This window comes from Streptomyces sp. NPDC044002 (genome assembly GCF_056434525.1).
On the sequence record NZ_JBWKEZ010000001.1, the window covers coordinates 56,506 to 73,688 of the forward strand.

At 73.8% G+C, this 17,183-nt stretch carries 12 protein-coding genes; 9 read left to right on the forward strand and 3 right to left on the reverse strand.

What is annotated here, in order from left to right:
• Positions 1-306 precede the first annotated feature (306 nt).
• The 6 genes from AC07A6_RS00235 (at position 307) to AC07A6_RS00260 (ending at position 9,488) form a co-directional block, all read left to right on the forward strand.
• Entirely contained in the window at positions 307-2,277 is a 1,971-nt protein-coding gene (locus tag AC07A6_RS00235) for a glycogen debranching N-terminal domain-containing protein (protein WP_478775413.1), read from the forward strand.
• 117 nt (positions 2,278-2,394) lie between these two features.
• Positions 2,395-3,141 carry an NUDIX hydrolase gene (locus AC07A6_RS00240; RefSeq protein WP_362461555.1) on the forward strand — a complete coding sequence of 249 codons (747 nt, stop codon included), beginning with the start codon at positions 2,395-2,397 and terminating at the stop codon, positions 3,139-3,141.
• A 161-nt stretch (positions 3,142-3,302) separates the two neighbouring features.
• Positions 3,303-5,366, forward strand: a complete 2,064-nt coding sequence (locus tag AC07A6_RS00245; protein WP_478775414.1) for an ATP-binding cassette domain-containing protein — start codon at positions 3,303-3,305, stop codon at positions 5,364-5,366.
• A 201-nt stretch (positions 5,367-5,567) separates the two neighbouring features.
• Positions 5,568-6,455: a FadR/GntR family transcriptional regulator gene (locus AC07A6_RS00250; RefSeq protein WP_362461560.1), complete on the forward strand. Its 888-nt coding sequence runs from the start codon at positions 5,568-5,570 to the stop codon at positions 6,453-6,455.
• Positions 6,456-6,845: 390 nt separating this feature from the next.
• Positions 6,846-8,426 (forward strand): RNA polymerase sigma factor, encoded by a 1,581-nt coding sequence (locus AC07A6_RS00255; protein ID WP_362461563.1) that lies wholly within the window; start codon positions 6,846-6,848, stop codon positions 8,424-8,426.
• 207 nt (positions 8,427-8,633) lie between these two features.
• The gene (locus AC07A6_RS00260) at positions 8,634-9,488 is read left to right on the forward strand and encodes a serine protease (protein WP_478775415.1); all 855 of its coding nucleotides are present in this window, start codon (positions 8,634-8,636) and stop codon (positions 9,486-9,488) included.
• A 215-nt stretch (positions 9,489-9,703) separates the two neighbouring features.
• Here the strand turns inward: AC07A6_RS00260 and AC07A6_RS00265 are convergent, their stop codons facing one another.
• Positions 9,704-9,937 carry a DUF7455 domain-containing protein gene (locus AC07A6_RS00265; protein ID WP_007267009.1) on the reverse strand — a complete coding sequence of 78 codons (234 nt, stop codon included), beginning with the start codon at positions 9,935-9,937 and terminating at the stop codon, positions 9,704-9,706.
• A 447-nt stretch (positions 9,938-10,384) separates the two neighbouring features.
• On the opposite strand from AC07A6_RS00265, the gene AC07A6_RS00270 reads away from it, so the two are divergent.
• The 3 genes from AC07A6_RS00270 (at position 10,385) to AC07A6_RS00280 (ending at position 14,822) form a co-directional block, all read left to right on the forward strand.
• Positions 10,385-12,505 carry a DNA gyrase/topoisomerase IV subunit B gene (locus tag AC07A6_RS00270; RefSeq protein WP_478775416.1) on the forward strand — a complete coding sequence of 707 codons (2,121 nt, stop codon included), beginning with the start codon at positions 10,385-10,387 and terminating at the stop codon, positions 12,503-12,505.
• A 185-nt stretch (positions 12,506-12,690) separates the two neighbouring features.
• On the forward strand, positions 12,691-13,233 hold the full coding sequence (locus AC07A6_RS00275; RefSeq protein ID WP_478775417.1) for a DUF485 domain-containing protein: 543 nt from the start codon (positions 12,691-12,693) through the stop codon (positions 13,231-13,233).
• Positions 13,230-14,822, forward strand: coding sequence for a solute symporter family protein (locus AC07A6_RS00280; protein WP_478775418.1), 1,593 nt, complete (start codon positions 13,230-13,232; stop codon positions 14,820-14,822). The genes AC07A6_RS00275 and AC07A6_RS00280 overlap by 4 nt, the downstream gene beginning before the upstream one ends.
• Before the next feature lie 13 nt (positions 14,823-14,835).
• Here the strand turns inward: AC07A6_RS00280 and AC07A6_RS00285 are convergent, their stop codons facing one another.
• Both AC07A6_RS00285 and AC07A6_RS00290 read right to left on the reverse strand, forming a co-directional pair.
• Positions 14,836-15,534 (reverse strand): DUF7342 family protein, encoded by a 699-nt coding sequence (locus tag AC07A6_RS00285; protein ID WP_478775419.1) that lies wholly within the window; start codon positions 15,532-15,534, stop codon positions 14,836-14,838.
• Entirely contained in the window at positions 15,531-17,147 is a 1,617-nt protein-coding gene (locus AC07A6_RS00290; protein WP_478775420.1) for an ATP-binding protein, read from the reverse strand. Before AC07A6_RS00290 ends, AC07A6_RS00285 begins: the two co-directional genes overlap by 4 nt.
• Positions 17,148-17,183: the final 36 nt, after the last annotated feature.

Here is a 17,183-nt window from a genome sequence, read left to right on the forward strand (position 1 = left end):
TCCCCCCCCCCCCCCCCCCCCCCCCCCCCCCCCCCCCCCCCCCCCCCCCCCCCTCCGCCCCCGCCGGACCGGTCGGCGGGGCCGGTTGGACCGGAACGCCCTGACGGGCCTGATCGCTCGGTTGGCCCTGGCCGGCCTGGCCGCCCTGACCGCCCGGTTGGCCCTGGCCGGCCTGACGGGCCGCTGCCTGGTGCTGGTGCTGGTGTGGGTGCAGGGCGGGGGTCTGGTGCCGGTGCCGGTGCCGGTGCCGGTGCCGGTGCCGGTGTCGTGGGTGGTGGCGGTGTCGGGGGGCGGGCGGGAGCCGGGGTGCCCGGGCAGGCGGGGGCCGCCGGGCGGCGGGCCGAGTTGCCGCCGGTGCACGGGGCGCTCATCTGCGTCGCCGCGCCCTGCCTGGCCATCTCGCCCGAGCACGGCCAGCTGACCGGGCAGGGGATCGACGGGATCTACCGCTCCGGGCGGAGGCTGCTCTCCCGCTGCGTGCTGCGCGTCGCCGGACGGGACCCGGTCGCCGTCCAGGGCCGCAGGATCGGCGCGGACCGGGCCTCCTTCACCGCCACCGTCCGCACCGGGGTCGAACCCGGACCGGACCCCGACATCGGGGTCGAGCGGATCCGCCACGCCGACGGCACCGAGCGCATCACCGTCCGCAGCTACGCCGCCCGCCCCCTGCGCCTGCCCGTGGAGGTCTCCCTCGGCACCGACCTGGCCGACCTGGCCGCCGTGGCCGCCGGCCGTGCCGGGCCGGAGCTCGCCGCCGGGGTGCACGCGGCAGGCCTGCGCTGGAGCACCGGGGACGCCCTGGCCGTCACCACCGCCGAACCGGCCCCCGACGACGCCCTCGCCTCCGCCGGGCTGCTGCGGTGGGAGCTCGACCTCGGCCCCGGCGAGTCCCGCACCATCGAGCTGCGCACCACCCGGGACCGGGCCGCGCGGGCCCCCGCCGGGCAGGTGGCGAACCCCCTGGCCGCAGCCCGCGCCGAGGGGGACGACCCGAGGGCCGACACGTGGTTCCGCACCAGCGTCGAAGACCTCCGGGCACTGCTCCTGCGGGACCCCGCCGAACCCGGGGATGCCTTCGCGGCGGCAGGAGTGCCGTGGCGGCTCGGGCCGGCCCCGGCGGAGTCGCTGTGGGCCGCGCGGATGGCACTGCCGCTCGGCACCGGGCTGGCCGCCGCCACGCTGCGGATCCTGGCCCGCGCGCAGACCGGGGGCCGGGGCCCGGACGCGGGGAAGATCCCGGGTCCGCTGCGGGCCGCCGGGCCGCAGCTGCCGCCCGGGTGCACCGGGACCGAAGCCACCCTCGGCTTCCCGGCGGTGCTCGCCGAGGCCCGGCGGTGGGGCCTGCCCGAGGAGGAGGTGGCCCGGCTGCTGCCCGTCGCGGAGCGCTGCCTGGACTGGCTGCGCGGGGCGCTGGGGGAGGACGGCTTCCTGGCCGACCCCGACCCGGGGCCCCGCCGCTGCGAGACCCAGGCCCACGCCCACCGGGCCGCGCTGCTCGGCGCCGACCTGCTGGACGGGTGCGGGCGAGGCGGAGCCGGGGAGTGGCGGGAATGGGCGGCCGCCCTGCGGGAGAGGTTCCGGGCCCGGTTCTGGATCGACGGCCCGGACGGGGGCCGCCCCGCAGCGGCCCTGCACCCCGACGGCCGGCCGCTGCCCCGGCTCACCGGGGCCGCCGCGCACCTGCTGGACACGGGCCTGGTCGGCGGGGGCCGGATGGCGCCCGGGCTGCTGGACCCCGTCCGCACCGAACAGCTCGCCCGGCTGCTCGGAGCCCCCGCCATGGACTCGGGGTGGGGGCTGCGGAGCATGGCCGCGCGGGAGCCCGGGCACAACCCGTTCGGCCACCGGTCGGGGGCGGTCCGGGCCCATGAGAGCGCCGTCGCGGTGGCCGGGCTGGCCCAGGCCGGCTTCGAGAAGGAGGCCGCCGGTCTGCTGCGGGGCCTGCTCGACGCGGCGGAGGCCTTCGGGTACCGGCTGCCGGAGATGCACGCCGCCGAGCAGCGCACCGCGGGCAGTGCGCCCCTGCCTCATCCGGCGGCCTGCCGGCCCGCCGCGGTGGCCGCGGCGGCCGGGATCCACGCGCTCACCGCCCTCGCTGGCATCCGTCCGGACGCCCCGGCCGGCACGGTCGCCGTGGCGCCGAGGGCGGGTGCCCCCCTCGGTGCCCTGCGCCTCTCCGGGCTGCGGGTGGCGGGGGAGCCCTTCACCGTCAGGATCAGCCGCCTCGGCGTCGGCATGGTGGAGGAGGCGGCCGATGGGCTACAGCTGGGAGGGTGAGGAAAGGCCCGCACGGTGGCCCCTGGTGCTCGGGAGGATCCTGACTGGGGTCCAGATCACCGTCCTCGGGATCACGAAACGACTGTTTATCGTCAGGCAGACGACTATGATCGCGGCATGTCGCCCTACGACCCGTCGGCCTTTCCGCCCTTCGCCGTCACCGTCGACCTGGTCGTGCTCACCGTGCGGCGCCATGCGCTCTGCGCGCTGGTCGTCCGGCGGGGTGAGCAGCCGTTCCAGGGGCGCTGGGCGCTGCCCGGCGGCTTCGTGCGCGGGGACGAGGACCTGGCCGGTGCCGCCGCCCGGGAACTCGCCGAGGAGACCGGTCTGTGCGCGCACGATCCGGCCGCGCCCGGCGTGGACAACGGCGCGCACCTCGAACAGCTCGCCACCTACGGGGACCCGAAGCGCGATCCCCGGATGCGGGTGGTCAGCGTGGCGCACCTGGTCCTCGCCCCGGACCTGCCCGCCCCGCGGGCCGGGGGTGACGCCAACAGCGCCCGCTGGGCTCCCGTCGACGAACTCCTCGACGGCCCCGACCAGGCCTCCGCCGGGCTCGCCTTCGACCATGCGACGATCCTCGCGGACGGCGTCGAGCGGGCCCGCTCGAAGATCGAGTACTCCTCGCTGGCCACCGCCTTCTGCCCGCCCGAGTTCACCGTCGGCGAGCTGCGCCGGGTCTACGAGGCCGTGTGGGGCGTGGCGCTCGATCCGCGCAACTTCCACCGCAAGGTCACCGGGACCCCCGGGTTCCTGGTGCCCGCCGGGGGGACGACGACCCGTCAGGGCGGGCGGCCCGCACAGCTGTTCAGGGCCGGCGGGGCCACCCTGCTCAACCCGCCGATGCTGCGCCCGGAGGTCTGAGCAGCCGGGGCTCCGGTGGCGGCCTCCGCCGTCCGGGGGGCAGCCTGCGGCCATATCGGTACGGACTCGGGCCAGTTGCGTACAAAATCGGACATATCGCGTTACCTTGCATGCGGTACTCACGCTGCCGCAAAGCGGTCTCACACCCCGCGAGAGAAGCGATGCTCCAGGCCATCGGACTCACCAGCACACCCCGTCGAGATCTCCCGCCCCTCGTGGACGACCTCACCTTCGAGGCCCGCCCGGGGTGCGTGACCGCCCTGCTCGGAGAGCCGGGTTCGGGCAAGACCACCGCACTGCGGCTCATGCTCGAACTCGAACCGGGCCGCGGCGTCACCTACTTCCGCGGCCGCCCGCTGCACCGCATCCCGCATCCCGGCCGTGAGGTCGGGGTCCTCCTCGGCGACGTCCCCGGCCACCCGTCGCGGACGGTCCGCAACCAGCTCCGGATGCTCTGCGCCGCCGTCGGCGTCCCGGCCTCCCGGGCCGACGCCATGATGGAGGTCGTCGGCATCGGGGGCCTGCGCGACCAGCGGCTCGGTTCGCTCTCGGCCGGGATGGACCGCCGGGTCGGGCTGGCGGCGGCCATGCTCGCCGACCCCTGCACCCTGCTCCTCGACGAGCCCACGGCCGGTCTGGCCCCCCGGGAACGGGCCTGGCTGCACGGACTGCTGCGCGGCCACGCCTCCCTGGGCGGCGCCGTGCTCTTCACCACCGACGACGCGAAGGAAGCCGCCCGGAGCGCCGACCGGGTCGTCTCCATCGCCGCGGGCCGGCTCGTCGCAGACCAGGACGCCGCGGACTTCGCGCGCACCCGGCTGCGGCCCAGGGTCGCCGTGCGCACCCCGCACGCCGCCCGGCTGGCCGACGTACTGGGCCGCGAGGCCCGGGCCGCGCACCGGGTGGTGGAGATCGTCGAGGAGAGCGGCAGCCGGCTCTCGGTGTACGGGAGCAACTGCGCGGAGGTCGGCGAGGCCGCGTTCCGCCACGGCGTGCTGGTCCACCAGCTCGCGGACGAGACGGGTGACACCGGAGCACCCGTCCCGCCCGTGCCGCAGGCCCGCACCAGGACCGGCTCGGGGGTCCGGGTGGAGGCCCGCGCGGAGGCCCGGGTGGAAGCCGCAGCGCAGGTCCGCACCGGCCCGGGCGGCATCGCGGCCGGCGGTGACGCGGGAGCCCACGCGGAATCCCGTACCGGCACCGGCACCGGCACCGGTCCCGGTCCCGGTGCCGTGACCGCCCACGCGCCCGCTGCCGGGGGCTGTGGCGAGCCGGCCGGAGGGGCTCCGTCCACCCTGGTCCCGGTGTCAGCTCCCGTCCCGGCGTCCGTCCCCGTCCCGGCGTCCGCTTCCGTCCCGGCGTCCGCCCCCGAGCCCGCCGGGCGCACGCGGGGCCTCGCGCGGCGGGCCCGGCACGCCCGGCCCGGGCGCACCGCCCCGGTGGTGCGCCGCGTGGGCGGCCCGCTGCGGCCGCTGCGCTACGAGCTGCGCCGCGTCTTCGGCACGGCCGCCCCCTTCCTCACCGCCGCCCTCGTTGTCGCCGTCTCCGCCGCCACCGCCCTGGTGCTGGCCCGCGCCGGCCACACCCCGCAGAACCGGGTCCTCGCCGCGTGGCCGGAGCCGTTCCCGCTGCCCCCGGCCGCGCTCGGCGCCGGACTGCTGGGGGCCCTGGCCTTCGGCGAGGAGTACCGCTACCCCGCCCTCGCCGCGGACCGGGGCACCGTGCCGCGCCGGCTCGGGCTGCTCACCGCCAAGCTCGGCGTGTGCGCCGCCCTCGCCCTCGCGCTCGGGGCCCTCGCGGTCGCCGCCGACGCCGCCGCCCTCCGCCTCGTCTTCGGGAGCGCCCCGCTGCGCGCCCCGGCCGAGTGGCTCGCCCCGGCCGCGAGTTGGGCCGGGCTGCTGGTCGGCTGCGGCTGGGCCGGGGTGCTCGCCTCCGGGGTGTTCCGGTCCTCCCTCGCGGGCCTGGGTGCCGTGCTCGCCGTACCGGTGGCGGTCGTACCGCTGGTGCGCAAGGCCCTGGAGGGGCAGTCCGCGTACCCCGCGAGCGGGGTGGCCTCCCGGCTGCGCGCCCTGGCCTCCGCGCCCTGGCCGCCGGAAGGCGACCGGCTCGTGCTGGGGGCCCTTCGGGTGATGGCCCAACCCGTCGGCACCGCGCTGGTGTTGTCGTTGATGGTCCTGTTGTGCGCCTATGGGTTCACAGGACTGCGCGCCCGGGTCCGTTGGTGATCGTTCCGGTGCGGGAGGCGACTGCGCGGCGATCGTAGAAGTCCGCTTCGCACGGAATCAGGCGAAGCGGACCGCAACTCCCCGCAAAAGGCCCGGTTCCTTACGATAAGGCGTCAATTGCGTAGGTGGCACCGATCACCCTTTCGTGTGCTTTTCACCAAAGACCTCAAGGGTCATGGAGGCACAGCCGACAAAGGATTCGTGAGTACCCTTGCGCACACCATGATGACCGCCGCCCGCCATGCCGACACCGGCCTCGCCGGCCCGGGCGAACTCGACCGCTACCCCTACGCGGAGGCCGCCGGCTCCGACCGGGTCGGACCACCCCACTGGGACGGCGCCGACGTCGAGTTGAGCCGCGTCGGACGCCGGGCGGCCGGCAGTCGCGGCCGCGGACTGCACGGCCAACTCGTCCAGCAGCTCGGCCAGATGATCGTCTCCGGCGACCTCGGCGCGGACCGGCCGCTGGTCCCCGAGGAGATCGGCCAGCGCTTCGAGGTCTCCCGCACCGTCGTCCGCGAGTCGCTGCGGGTCCTGGAGGCCAAGGGCCTCGTCAGCGCCCGCCCCAACGTGGGCACCCGGGTCCGGCCGGTCGCCGACTGGAACCTCCTCGACCCCGACATCATCGAGTGGCGCGCCTTCGGCCCCCAGCGCGACGACCAGCGCCGCGAGCTCAACGAGCTCCGCTGGACCATCGAGCCGCTGGCCGCCCGCCTCGCCGCCGGACACGACCGCCCGGACGTCCAGCAGCGCCTGTCCGACATGGTCGAGATCATGGGCCACGCCCTCGGCCAGGGTGACGCGATCACCTTCGCCCGCGCCGACAACGAGTTCCACGCGCTGCTGATCCAGGTCGCGGGCAACCGCATGCTGGAGCACCTCTCGGGCATCGTCTCCGCCGCCCTCCAGGTCTCCGGCAGCCCGGTCACCTCCTGCGACCGCCCCAGCGAGACCTGCGTGGCCCACCACGCGCGGATGGTGGAGGCCCTGGCCTCCGGTGACGGCGCGGGTGCCGAGAGCGCCATGCGCCAGCTCCTGACGGTGCATCCGGAGGTCGAGCGCGTGGTCCCCGCCCCGCGCGAGCACTGACGCTCCGACGCACGGGGGCGTGGGAGCGCACCACCGGTCGCCGGGCCCCCTGGGGGCCCGGCGACAGCGGCATGCGGGCTCCGCGTACGGGGCTCCGCAGGGGCGGTCCCGGGCGGGTGCGGACGACCGCGGGACCGGCACGCCCGCGCACAGGGTGTGACGCAGGACACGAAGGGGTGCACCCGGGACGCGAAGATTGGGCGTAACGCTCCGCGACGTCACGCGATGACGTAAGAGGTGATGGCCGACGGAGGGAAGACAGCAGCCCTTGGGGATGCTGTGCAGCTCCCCGGCCCCTGCCCGCGCCCCCGGCCCATCCCCAGTCGGTGGTCGTCGGCTCCGGTCCAGCACCAGGCCGGGGTCGGAAGCCGTTCCCATCGTTCCGAGAGGTTGTTCGTGTCGGCCAGCACATCCCGTACGCTCCCGCCGGAGATCGCCGATTCCGAGTCTGTGATGGCGCTCATCGAGCGGGGCAAGGCCGAGGGGCAGATCGCCGGCGATGACGTGCGTCGGGCCTTCGAGGCTGACCAGATTCCTGCGACCCAGTGGAAGAATGTCCTGCGCAGCCTCAACCAGATCCTCGAGGAAGAGGGTGTGACGCTGATGGTCAGTGCCGCGGAGTCGCCCAAGCGCACCCCACGCAAGAGCGTCGCAGCGAAGACTCCCGCGAAGCGGACGGCGACGAAGACCGTCGCGGCCAAGACGGCGGCCGCCCCGGCAGTGGCCGACACCGTCACGGCGGAGGCGGGGGCGGCGGACCCCGACACCGCCGACGCGCTCGCCGGGGAGCCCGCAGCCGAGCCCGCCGCGAAGAAGACGGCGGCGAAGAAGACGGCGGCCAAGAAGGCCGCACCCGCCAAGAAGACCGCCGCGAAGAAGACGGCGGCGAAGAAGACCGCCGCCAAGAAGGACGCCGACGAGGGCGACGAAGAGGCTCTCGACGAGGGCCCCGACGCCGCGAAGGCGGAGGCCGAGGAGGAGGACGAGGGCGGCGAGAACAAGGGCTTCGTCATCTCCGACGACGAGGACGACGCCCCCGCCCAGCAGGTCGTCGTGGCCGGCGCCACCGCCGACCCCGTCAAGGACTACCTCAAGCAGATCGGCAAGGTCCCCCTCCTCAACGCCGAGCAGGAGGTCGAGCTCGCCAAGCGCATCGAGGCGGGCCTGTTCGCCGAGGACAAGCTGGCGAACTCCGACAAGCTGGCCCCCAAGCTCAAGCGCGAGCTGGAGATCATCGCCGAGGACGGCCGCCGCGCCAAGAACCACCTCCTGGAGGCCAACCTCCGCCTCGTGGTCTCGCTGGCCAAGCGCTACACCGGCCGCGGCATGCTCTTCCTGGACCTGATCCAGGAGGGCAACCTGGGCCTGATCCGCGCGGTCGAGAAGTTCGACTACACCAAGGGCTACAAGTTCTCCACGTACGCGACCTGGTGGATCCGGCAGGCGATCACGCGTGCCATGGCCGACCAGGCCCGCACCATCCGCATCCCGGTGCACATGGTCGAAGTGATCAACAAGCTCGCCCGGGTGCAGCGCCAGATGCTCCAGGACCTGGGCCGCGAGCCCACCCCGGAGGAGCTGGCCAAGGAACTCGACATGACCCCCGAGAAGGTCATCGAGGTCCAGAAGTACGGCCGCGAGCCGATCTCCCTGCACACCCCGCTCGGCGAGGACGGCGACAGCGAGTTCGGCGACCTCATCGAGGACTCCGAGGCGGTCGTGCCGGCCGACGCCGTGAGCTTCACGCTCCTGCAGGAGCAGCTCCACTCCGTGCTCGACACGCTGAGCGAGCGCGAGGCGGGCGTGGTCTCGATGCGCTTCGGACTGACCGACGGGCAGCCCAAGACCCTGGACGAGATCGGCAAGGTCTACGGGGTCACTCGTGAGCGCATCCGCCAGATCGAGTCCAAGACCATGTCGAAGCTGCGCCACCCGTCGCGCTCGCAGGTCCTGCGCGACTACCTGGACTGATCCGGTCCGCGGCGGCCCGGCCCGGAGGCGGGCCGCCTCCCGGTCCGGGCCGGCCCCGACCGGGCGTCGAGCACGCGCCGGGCGGTCCTCGACGGGCCTTCGACCGCCCCGGCGCTTCCCCGGGCCGGGGCCGCGGCAGCAGGTGCGCATGTCCTCCGGGCATCCCACTCTGGGTGTAGTCGAGCACACTCAGAGTCAGGAGGCCTCATGCGTCGTCCCTTCGCCCGTGCCCTGGCGGGCGCTCTGACCCTGGTGGCGGGAGCGGCCGCGGCGCCGCTGGCCCAGGCGCCCAGGGTTGCCGCGGACAGCGTCGTCATAGGCGGGAGCCCGGTACGGGTCGCCGACAGTCCCTGGGTGGTGGCCCTCGCCAGCCGTGACCGGTTCGGAGGTATCCGTGACGGGCAGTTCTGCGGCGGCGTCATCGTCGCGCCGACCACGGTGGTGACGGCCGCCCACTGCCTCGGCCGCCAGGTGCTCGGCGGGCCGGTCGAATCCGTCGCCGACTTCCGCGTGATCACCGGGCGTACGGAGCTCCGCGCGCCCGAGGGCCGCGAGATCGCGGTGGCCGGGGCCCGGGTCAACCCGGCCTACGACCCCGGGACCAACGCCGGGGACCTCGCCGTGCTGGAGCTGGCCGAAGCGGTGCCGGCGGACCACGTGCTCCCCATGGCCGGGGCCGGCCACCCCGCCTACGGGGCGGGCACGGAGGCGGCCGTGTACGGGTGGGGCGACACCAGCGGCTTCGGCGACTACGCGTACGGCCTGCGGGCGGCGCGGGTCACCGTACTCGCCGACGATGTCTGCCGCCGGGCCTACCCGGGGGACTCGGACGGGCAGTACCGGGAGGAGTCCATGGTGTGCGCGGGCGACCGCGCCGGCGGGAAGGACGCCTGCCAGGGGGACAGCGGCGGCCCGCTGGTGGCCCAGGGGCGGCTCATCGGGCTGGTGTCCTGGGGGCGCGGCTGTGGGCGCGCCGACAGCCCGGGGGTGTACACCCGGATCGCACCGCTCGTCGGCTTCGTGAGCGGCCCCGAGAAGCGCGCACGGCCGGGCGGGGACTAGGGCACCGCACGGGGCGCCCGGAGGGGCTCCAGGCGCCCCGCAAGCCCCCGGAAGGGGCATCGGGGCCGCCAGGGGCGGTCTCCGGAAGCGGGGCGCCGGGTGTCCCCGGGCGCCTGCGGACATGAGGACGGGCGGCACCCCTGGATCTCAGGGGTGCCGCCCGTCGACCGGCCTGGCCGGTCCTGGCTCGTCGGATGCGAGGTTCAGGCCTTGTGTCAGCGGTCCTCGTCGGCCGCACTGGCGGCCGGAGCGGACGTAAGCCGCTCGGTCTCATCCTGTATTTCCGCGGCGATCTTCTTGAGTTCCGGCTCGAACTTACGCCCGTGGTGGGCGCAGAAGAGCAGTTCACCACCGCTCAGGAGGACGACGCGCAGATATGCCTGGGCGCCGCAACGGTCGCATCGGTCAGCGGCCGTCAGCGGGGTCGCGGGTGTCAGAACAGTAGTCACGTCGCCTCTTCTCTAGCTCGACGAGCTGTCGTACCAGGGTCAACATCCAACCAGGCCGAAAACGTTCCCGCTCGCGGCTTTTCCTCGAAACTTCCTTCCGAAGCTGGCCGGCTGCTGCCGGTTGGCGGCGAAGGAGCCGTATTGCGTTGCTTTACGGTTTCGCGTTGTCAGTCGTTCGCTTGTAGCAGTTCTCGTCCTCCCCGGCGTGAGTGCCGGTTGTTCATGAGGACGTGCCCGAACCCTAAATGGTTCATGCGTCGAAGGGAACGTGATGTTTGCTTCACCCTCACGGGGGATCGAACACTCGTGCGGATCTGCACTAGGCTGTGGAACCCACGTGGGTGGCGTTGCATCGGCTCTACCAGGCCTCGGTACCCTTCGACCGGCGACCCAGCCACCCCTGCGCCCGACCGGGCCAGAAAAGAAATTCAGCGAGGAGCGAACTGCGTGACCGCCGACACGTCCGTGCCTTCCAGCGCGCTGCTGTCCGGAGCAGACCGGGACGGTTCCAACTACACCGCGCGGCACCTGCTCGTCCTCGAAGGCCTCGAGGCCGTCCGCAAGCGCCCCGGCATGTATATCGGCTCCACCGACAGCCGAGGCCTGATGCACTGCCTCTGGGAGATCATCGACAATTCCGTCGACGAGGCCCTGGGCGGCTACTGCGACCACATCGAGGTGATCCTCCACGACGACGCCTCGGTCGAGGTCCGCGACAACGGCCGCGGCATCCCGGTCGACGTCGAGCCCAAGACCGGCCTGTCCGGCGTCGAGGTCGTCATGACCAAGCTGCACGCCGGCGGCAAGTTCGGCGGGGGCTCCTACGCGGCCTCCGGCGGTCTGCACGGCGTCGGCGCCTCCGTGGTCAACGCCCTCTCCGCCCGCCTGGACGTCGAGGTCGACCGGAACAGCTCCACGCACGCCATCAGCTTCCGCCGCGGCGTCCCCGGCGTCTTCACCGAGCAGGGCCCCGAGAGCCCCTTCGACCCGGCGAACGGCCTGCGCAAGGCCAAGCGGATCGCCAAGGGCAAGACGGGCACCCGGATCCGCTACTGGGCCGACCGCCAGATCTTCCTCAAGGACGCCCGGCTCTCCCTGGAGACCCTCTACCAGCGCGCCCGCCAGACGGCCTTCCTCGTCCCCGGCCTGACCATCGTCGTCCGCGACGAGCGCGGCATCGACGGCGCCGGCAAGACCGAGGAGACCTTCCGCTTCGACGGCGGCATCAGCGAGTTCTGCGAGTACCTCGCGCAGGACAAGGCCGTCTGCGACGTGCTGCGCCTGACCGGCACCGGCACCTTCAAGGAGACCGTCCCGGTCCTCGACGACCGCGGCCACATGACCCCCACCGAGGTCACCCGCGAGCTCGGCGTGGACATCGCCCTGCGCTGGGGCACGGGGTACGAGACCGGCGTCAAGTCCTTCGTGAACATCATCGCCACCCCCAAGGGCGGCACCCACGTCTCCGGATTCGAGCGCTCGGTCACCAAGACCGTGAACGAGGTGCTGCGCTCCGCGAAGCTCCTGCGCGTCGCCGAGGACGACGTGGTCAAGGACGACGCCATGGAGGGCATGACGGCGGTCGTGACCGTCCGTCTCGCCGAGCCGCAGTTCGAGGGCCAGACCAAGGAGGTGCTCGGCACCTCCGCGGCCACCAGGATCGTGGCCGCCGTCGTCGCCAAGGAGCTCAAGGCCTTCCTGACCTCCACCAAGCGCGACGACAAGCAGCAGGCCCGCGCCGTGATGGAGAAGATCGTCGCCGCCGCCCGGACCAGGATCGCGGCCCGCCAGCACAAGGAGGCGCAGCGCCGCAAGACCGCGCTGGAGTCCTCCTCGCTGCCGGCCAAGCTGGCCGACTGCCGCAGCGACGACGTGGACCGCAGCGAGCTCTTCATCGTCGAGGGGGACTCCGCCCTCGGTACGGCCAAGCTCGCGCGGAACTCCGAGTTCCAGGCGCTGCTGCCGATCCGGGGCAAGATCCTCAACGTCCAGAAGTCCTCGGTCTCGGACATGCTCAAGAACGCCGAGTGCGGCGCGATCATCCAGGTCATAGGAGCCGGCTCCGGCCGCACCTTCGACATCGACGCCGCCCGCTACGGGAAGATCGTGCTCCTCGTCGACGCCGACGTCGACGGCGCGCACATCCGCTGCCTGCTGCTCACGCTCTTCCAGCGGTACATGCGCCCGATGGTCGAGGCGGGCCGGGTCTTCGCGGCCGTACCGCCGCTGCACCGGATCGAGCTGGTCCAGCCCAAGAAGGGCCAGGACAAGTACGTCTACACGTATTCGGACAACGAGCTGCGCCAGACCCTGCTGGAGTACCAGCGCAAGAACATCCGGTACAAGGACGCCATCCAGCGCTACAAGGGCCTCGGCGAGATGGACGCGGACCAGCTGGCGGAGACCACGATGGACCCCCGCCACCGCACCCTGCGGCGGATCAACATCGGCGACCTCGACTCCGCCGAGCAGGTCTTCGACCTGCTCATGGGCAATGAGGTGGCCCCGCGCAAGGAGTTCATCACCGGCTCCGCGGCGACCCTCGACCGCTCGCGCATCGACGCCTGACCCCTCCGCGGTACCGGCCCGACACGGCCGGTACCGCGGATGCGGAAACGGCGTTCCGGCACACCGGTGCCGCTCGCTCCATCACCTGAAGGGGTGAAGAGCACCGGTACATCAGTCCGGAAACCGACCATCCGGCACATCCTTGTGGGCACGCGGCCAATGCGGCGGCGGACAAGGAGAGTTCGGTGGACAAGCACGAAGGTCGTGATGCCGGAACGATCCGGTTGGACGACCCCTGGTACGACGCACTGGCCGTGGGCTGGGGCGAGGGCGCGGACGCGGTCCCGGCCCAGGCCGCCCCGGTCCCCGGAGGCCGGGCAGCGCCCGGCGCGTCCGAGATCTACCTCGAAGTGCAGCGCAGCGCCGCCTTCCAGGAGGTCCGCGGCCGCTACCGAAGGTTCGTTGTCCCCGCGACCGCCGGCTTCTTCCTCTGGTACGTCGCCTACGTGGTCGCCGCCACCGCGGCACCCGGGCTCATGGCCCGGCCCGTCGCCGGCGCGGTCAACGTGGCGCTGCTGGCCGGCCTCGGCCAGTTCCTCAGCACCTTCCTGCTGACCTGGGCGTACGCCAGGCACGCGCGGCTGCGCCGGGACCGGGCCGCGCTCGACCTGCGCTGGACGGTCTTCGAGCAGGAACGCGTGCAGGAGCGGGCACAGGACCGGGCGGCCGCGCGCGAGCAGGACCGCGGCCGGCCTCGGACGAGGACGGTCCGGGGGGAGGGGGCGTGACCACCGAGCACCAGACCCTCGCGCTGATCCTCTTCAGCGCCTTCATCGCGGTCACCCTCGGCATCACGACCTGGGTCAGCCGCAACCGGCACGGCTCGGCCGAGGAGTTCTACGCGGGCGGGCGGCTCTTCTCCCCGATGGAGAACGGTTTCGCCATCGCGGGCGACTACATGTCCGCCGCCTCCTTCCTGGGGATCTCCGGGCTGATCGCCCTCTTCGGCTACGACGGCCTGCTCTACTCCGTCGGCTTCCTCGTCGCCTGGCTGGTGGTCCTCTTCCTGGTCGCCGAACTGGTGCGCAACTGCGGCCGGTTCACCCTCGCAGACGTGGTGGCCGCCCGGATGAGCGAGCGGCCCGTACGGATCGCCGCCGGCACGTCCTCGGTGGTCGTCTCCGTGCTCTACCTCGTGGCGCAGATGGTCGGGGCGGGCAGCCTGGTGGGCCTGCTGCTCTCGGCCTCGGGCCCCGCCGCCCGGACCCTGACCGTGATCGGGGTCGGGGCGCTGATGGTGGTCTACGTGACCTTCGGCGGGATGCGGGCCACCACCTGGATCCAGATCGTCAAGGCGGTGCTGCTGATGGGCGGGGCCGTCGCCCTGACCGTGCTCGTCCTGCTCCGCTTCCACGGGAACCTCGACCAGCTGCTCACCGGCGCCGCCGAGCGCAGCGGGCACGGGGCCCGCTTCCTGAGCCCCGGCCTCAAGTACGGCGGCGACTGGACCGCGCGGATCGACTTCATGAGCCTGGGCCTCGCGCTGGTGCTGGGCACCGCGGGGCTGCCGCACATCCTGTCGCGCTTCTACACGGTGCCCACCGCGCGGGCCGCCCGCCGGTCGGTGGTGTGGGCGATCGCGCTGATCGGGGGCTTCTACCTGATGACCGTCGTCCTCGGCTTCGGGGCGGCCGCGCTGGTCGGGCCCGACGAGGTGCGGGCCTCGAACGCCTCCGGGAACACGGCCGTACCGCTGCTGGCGGCCTTCCTGGGCGGGGGCGCCGAGTCCACCGGGGGCGCGGTGCTCTTCGCGATCGTGGCCGCCATCGCCTTCGCGACCATCCTCGCGGTGGTCGCCGGGATCACCCTGGCCTCGTCGGCCTCCGTCGCGCACGACCTGTACGCCTCCCTCAAGCGCCGCCACGCCCGGCAGCGCAGCGAGGTGGCCGTGGCGCGGATCGCCGCCGTCGGGATCGGGGCGGTGGCCATCGCCCTCGGGCTGCTCGCCCAGGACCTGAACGTGGCCTTCCTGGTGGGGCTGGCCTTCGCCGTGGCCGCCTCGGCGAACCTGCCGGTGCTGCTGTACTCGCTGTTCTGGCGGGGTTTCACCACGCGGGGGGCCGTGTGGTCGGTGTACGGGGGGCTGGTCCCGGCGGTGCTGCTGGTGGTCCTGTCGCCCGTCGTCTCCGGGAGCCCCGGAGCCCTCTTCCCGGGCGTGGACTTCCAGTACTTCCCGCTCCAGAACCCGGGCATCGTCTCGATCCCGCTCGGGTTCCTCGCGGGCTGGCTGGGCACCGTGACCTCCGCGGAGGAGGCGGACGAGCGCAAGCACGCCGAGACGGAGGTCCGGGCGCTGACCGGGGCCGGCGCGGTGTGACCTGCCAGGCCGTCTAGCCGCCGTCCGACGGGCGCCAGGCGTAGCGGTGTTCGGGGCGGCCGGTCTCGCCGTAGCGCAGGGCCAGGGTGACGCGGCCGGCCCGGTCCAGGAGCTTCAGGTAGCGCTGGGCGGTCTGCCGGCTGATGCCGGCGCGGTCGGCGATCTGCTGGGTGGACAGCGGGCCTTCGGCGGAGCGCAGGACCTGGCGGACCAGCTCCGCGGTGGTGGGGGAGTGTCCCTTGGGCAGCTCGTTCGGGGTGCCGGCCGCGGCGAGGGCGCCGAAGATCCGGTCGACCTCGGCCTGTTCGGCCTCGCCGCCGCCGGAGAGGGAGCGGCGCAGGGAGGCGTAGGCCTCCAGCTTGGTGCGCAGCCCGGCGAAGGTGAACGGCTTGACCAGGTACTGGAGGGCGCCGAGCCGCATGGCCGCCTGGACGGTGGCCAGGTCCCGGGCGGCAGTGACCATGATCACGTCGGTGTGGTGGCCGAGCTGGCGCAGGCGGCGTACGAGGTCGAGGCCGTTCTCGTCCGGGAGGTAGTGGTCGAGGAGGACCAGGTCCACCGGGCGGGCGGTGAGGAAGTCCAGGGCCTCGGCCGCCGAATGGACCTCGCCGCAGATCCGGAAACCGGGAACCTTCGCCACGTACGCCGCGTTGATCCTGGCAACACGCATGTCGTCGTCGACGACCAATACGTGGATCGGGGTCTCGTTCATCGCAGGGCCTCCGGGAGCACGACGGAGAATTCCGCCCCTCCGTCCTCTGCCGACCCGGCCCGGGCGCTGCCGCCCTGCCGCTCCGCGAGGCGGCGTACGAGGGCCAGCCCCAGCCCGCGCTCGCGGTGGGCCTCGGGCTGCTTGGTCGACCAGCCCTCGGTGAAGATCTCCTCGTGCCGGCCGGCGGGGATCCCCGGGCCGCTGTCGCGCACCCGCAGTTCGGCCGTGCGTCCCTGCGTGCGGATGTCGACCTCGACCAGGGGTGCGGCCGAGCCGGCCGCCGCGTCCAGGGCGTTGTCGACGAGGTTGCCGAGGATCGTGACGAGGCCGCCCGGGTCCACCAGGCGGTCGGGAAGGAGTGCGTGCGGGGCGAGGCGCAGGGCGACGCCGCGCTCGGCGGCGACGGTCGCCTTGCCCACGAGCAGGGCCGCGAGCAGGGGGTCGTGGACCTTCTCGGTGACCTGCTCGGCGGTGGTGCGGTGGACTCCGACGACCTCGTTGACGAAGTCGACGGCTTCCTCGTGCAGGCCCAGTTCGAGCAGGCCGAGGAGGGTGTGGAGGCGGTTCGCGTGCTCGTGGTCCTGGGCGCGCAGGGCGTCGATCAGGCCCTTGGTGGAGTCCAGCTCGCGGCCCAGGCGTTCCACCTCGGTGCGGTCGCGCAGGGTGGCGACGGCTCCGCCGTCGGCGGTCGGCATCCGGTTGGCGACCAGGACCCGCGGGCCCTGGACGGCGAGCAGGTCCCGGCCGGTGACCCGCCCGGTCAGGACGTCGCTGGTGCGGCCCGTGCCGAGGACCTCGTCCAGGGGCCGGCCGGCGAGGGTGGCGGCGCTGTCCGGGGGGAGGCCCAGCAGCCGGGCGGCCTCGTCGTTGACGAGCCGCACCCGGTCGTCCGGGTCGAGGGCGATCACGCCCTCGCGGATGGAGTGCAGCATGGCCTCGCGCTCCGCGAGGAGCTCCGCGATGTCGGAGAAGGCCAGGTCGCGGGTCTGCCGCTGGATCCGGCGGGAGAGCAGGTAGGCGGCCAGGGCACCGGCCGCCAGGGCGCCGCCCGCGTAGGCGAGCAGGCCGGGGATGGCGCCGAGCAGCCGGTCGCGGACGCTGTCGTAGGCGATGCCGACCGAGACGGCGCCGACGACCTCTCCGTCGGCGGCGACCAGGGGGACCTTGCCGCGGGCGGAGCGGCCCAGGGTGCCCTCGTCGATCTCCATCACCTCGTGGCCGGCGAGGACGTCGCTCGGGTCGGTGGAGACGGGCCGTCCGATCCGGTCGGTGCTGGGGTGGGAGCGGCGGATGCCGTGGAGGTCGAGGACCACCACGTACTCGGCGCCCGTCGCCCTGCGGATCCGCTCGGCCGCGGACTGGACGGGGCTGTCCGTGGTCGGCTCCGACCGCAGGAGGTCGGCGGCCAGAGACGGGTCCGCGGCCGTGCTCTGCGCGATGGCCAGCGCCCGCCGCATCGCCTGGTCGTCCAGCTGGCCGCTCAGGGGGGCCAGGAAGAGCCCGGTCGCCAGGACGGCGACCCCGGCCGCGATGGCCAGCTGGGTCAGCAGGATCTGCGAGACGGCCCGTCGGGGCAGCCCGAGGCGCCGAGCGCCCGTGGGGAGGAACCGCATGACTAGCACCGTAGGGCGGCGGGGGCGGAAGCGGAA

Bases quoted from the DNA above. Each gene is read 5' to 3' on its own strand.
- AC07A6_RS00240 (WP_362461555.1), top strand. From the start codon at position 2,395: ATGTCGCCCTACGACCCGTCGGCCTTTCCGCCCTTCGCCGTCACCGTC.
- AC07A6_RS00245 (WP_478775414.1), top strand. From the start codon at position 3,303: ATGCTCCAGGCCATCGGACTCACCAGCACACCCCGTCGAGATCTCCCG.
- AC07A6_RS00260 (WP_478775415.1), top strand. From the start codon at position 8,634: ATGCGTCGTCCCTTCGCCCGTGCCCTGGCGGGCGCTCTGACCCTGGTG.
- AC07A6_RS00285 (WP_478775419.1), bottom strand. From the start codon at position 15,534: ATGAACGAGACCCCGATCCACGTATTGGTCGTCGACGACGACATGCGT.
- AC07A6_RS00290 (WP_478775420.1), bottom strand. From the start codon at position 17,147: ATGCGGTTCCTCCCCACGGGCGCTCGGCGCCTCGGGCTGCCCCGACGG.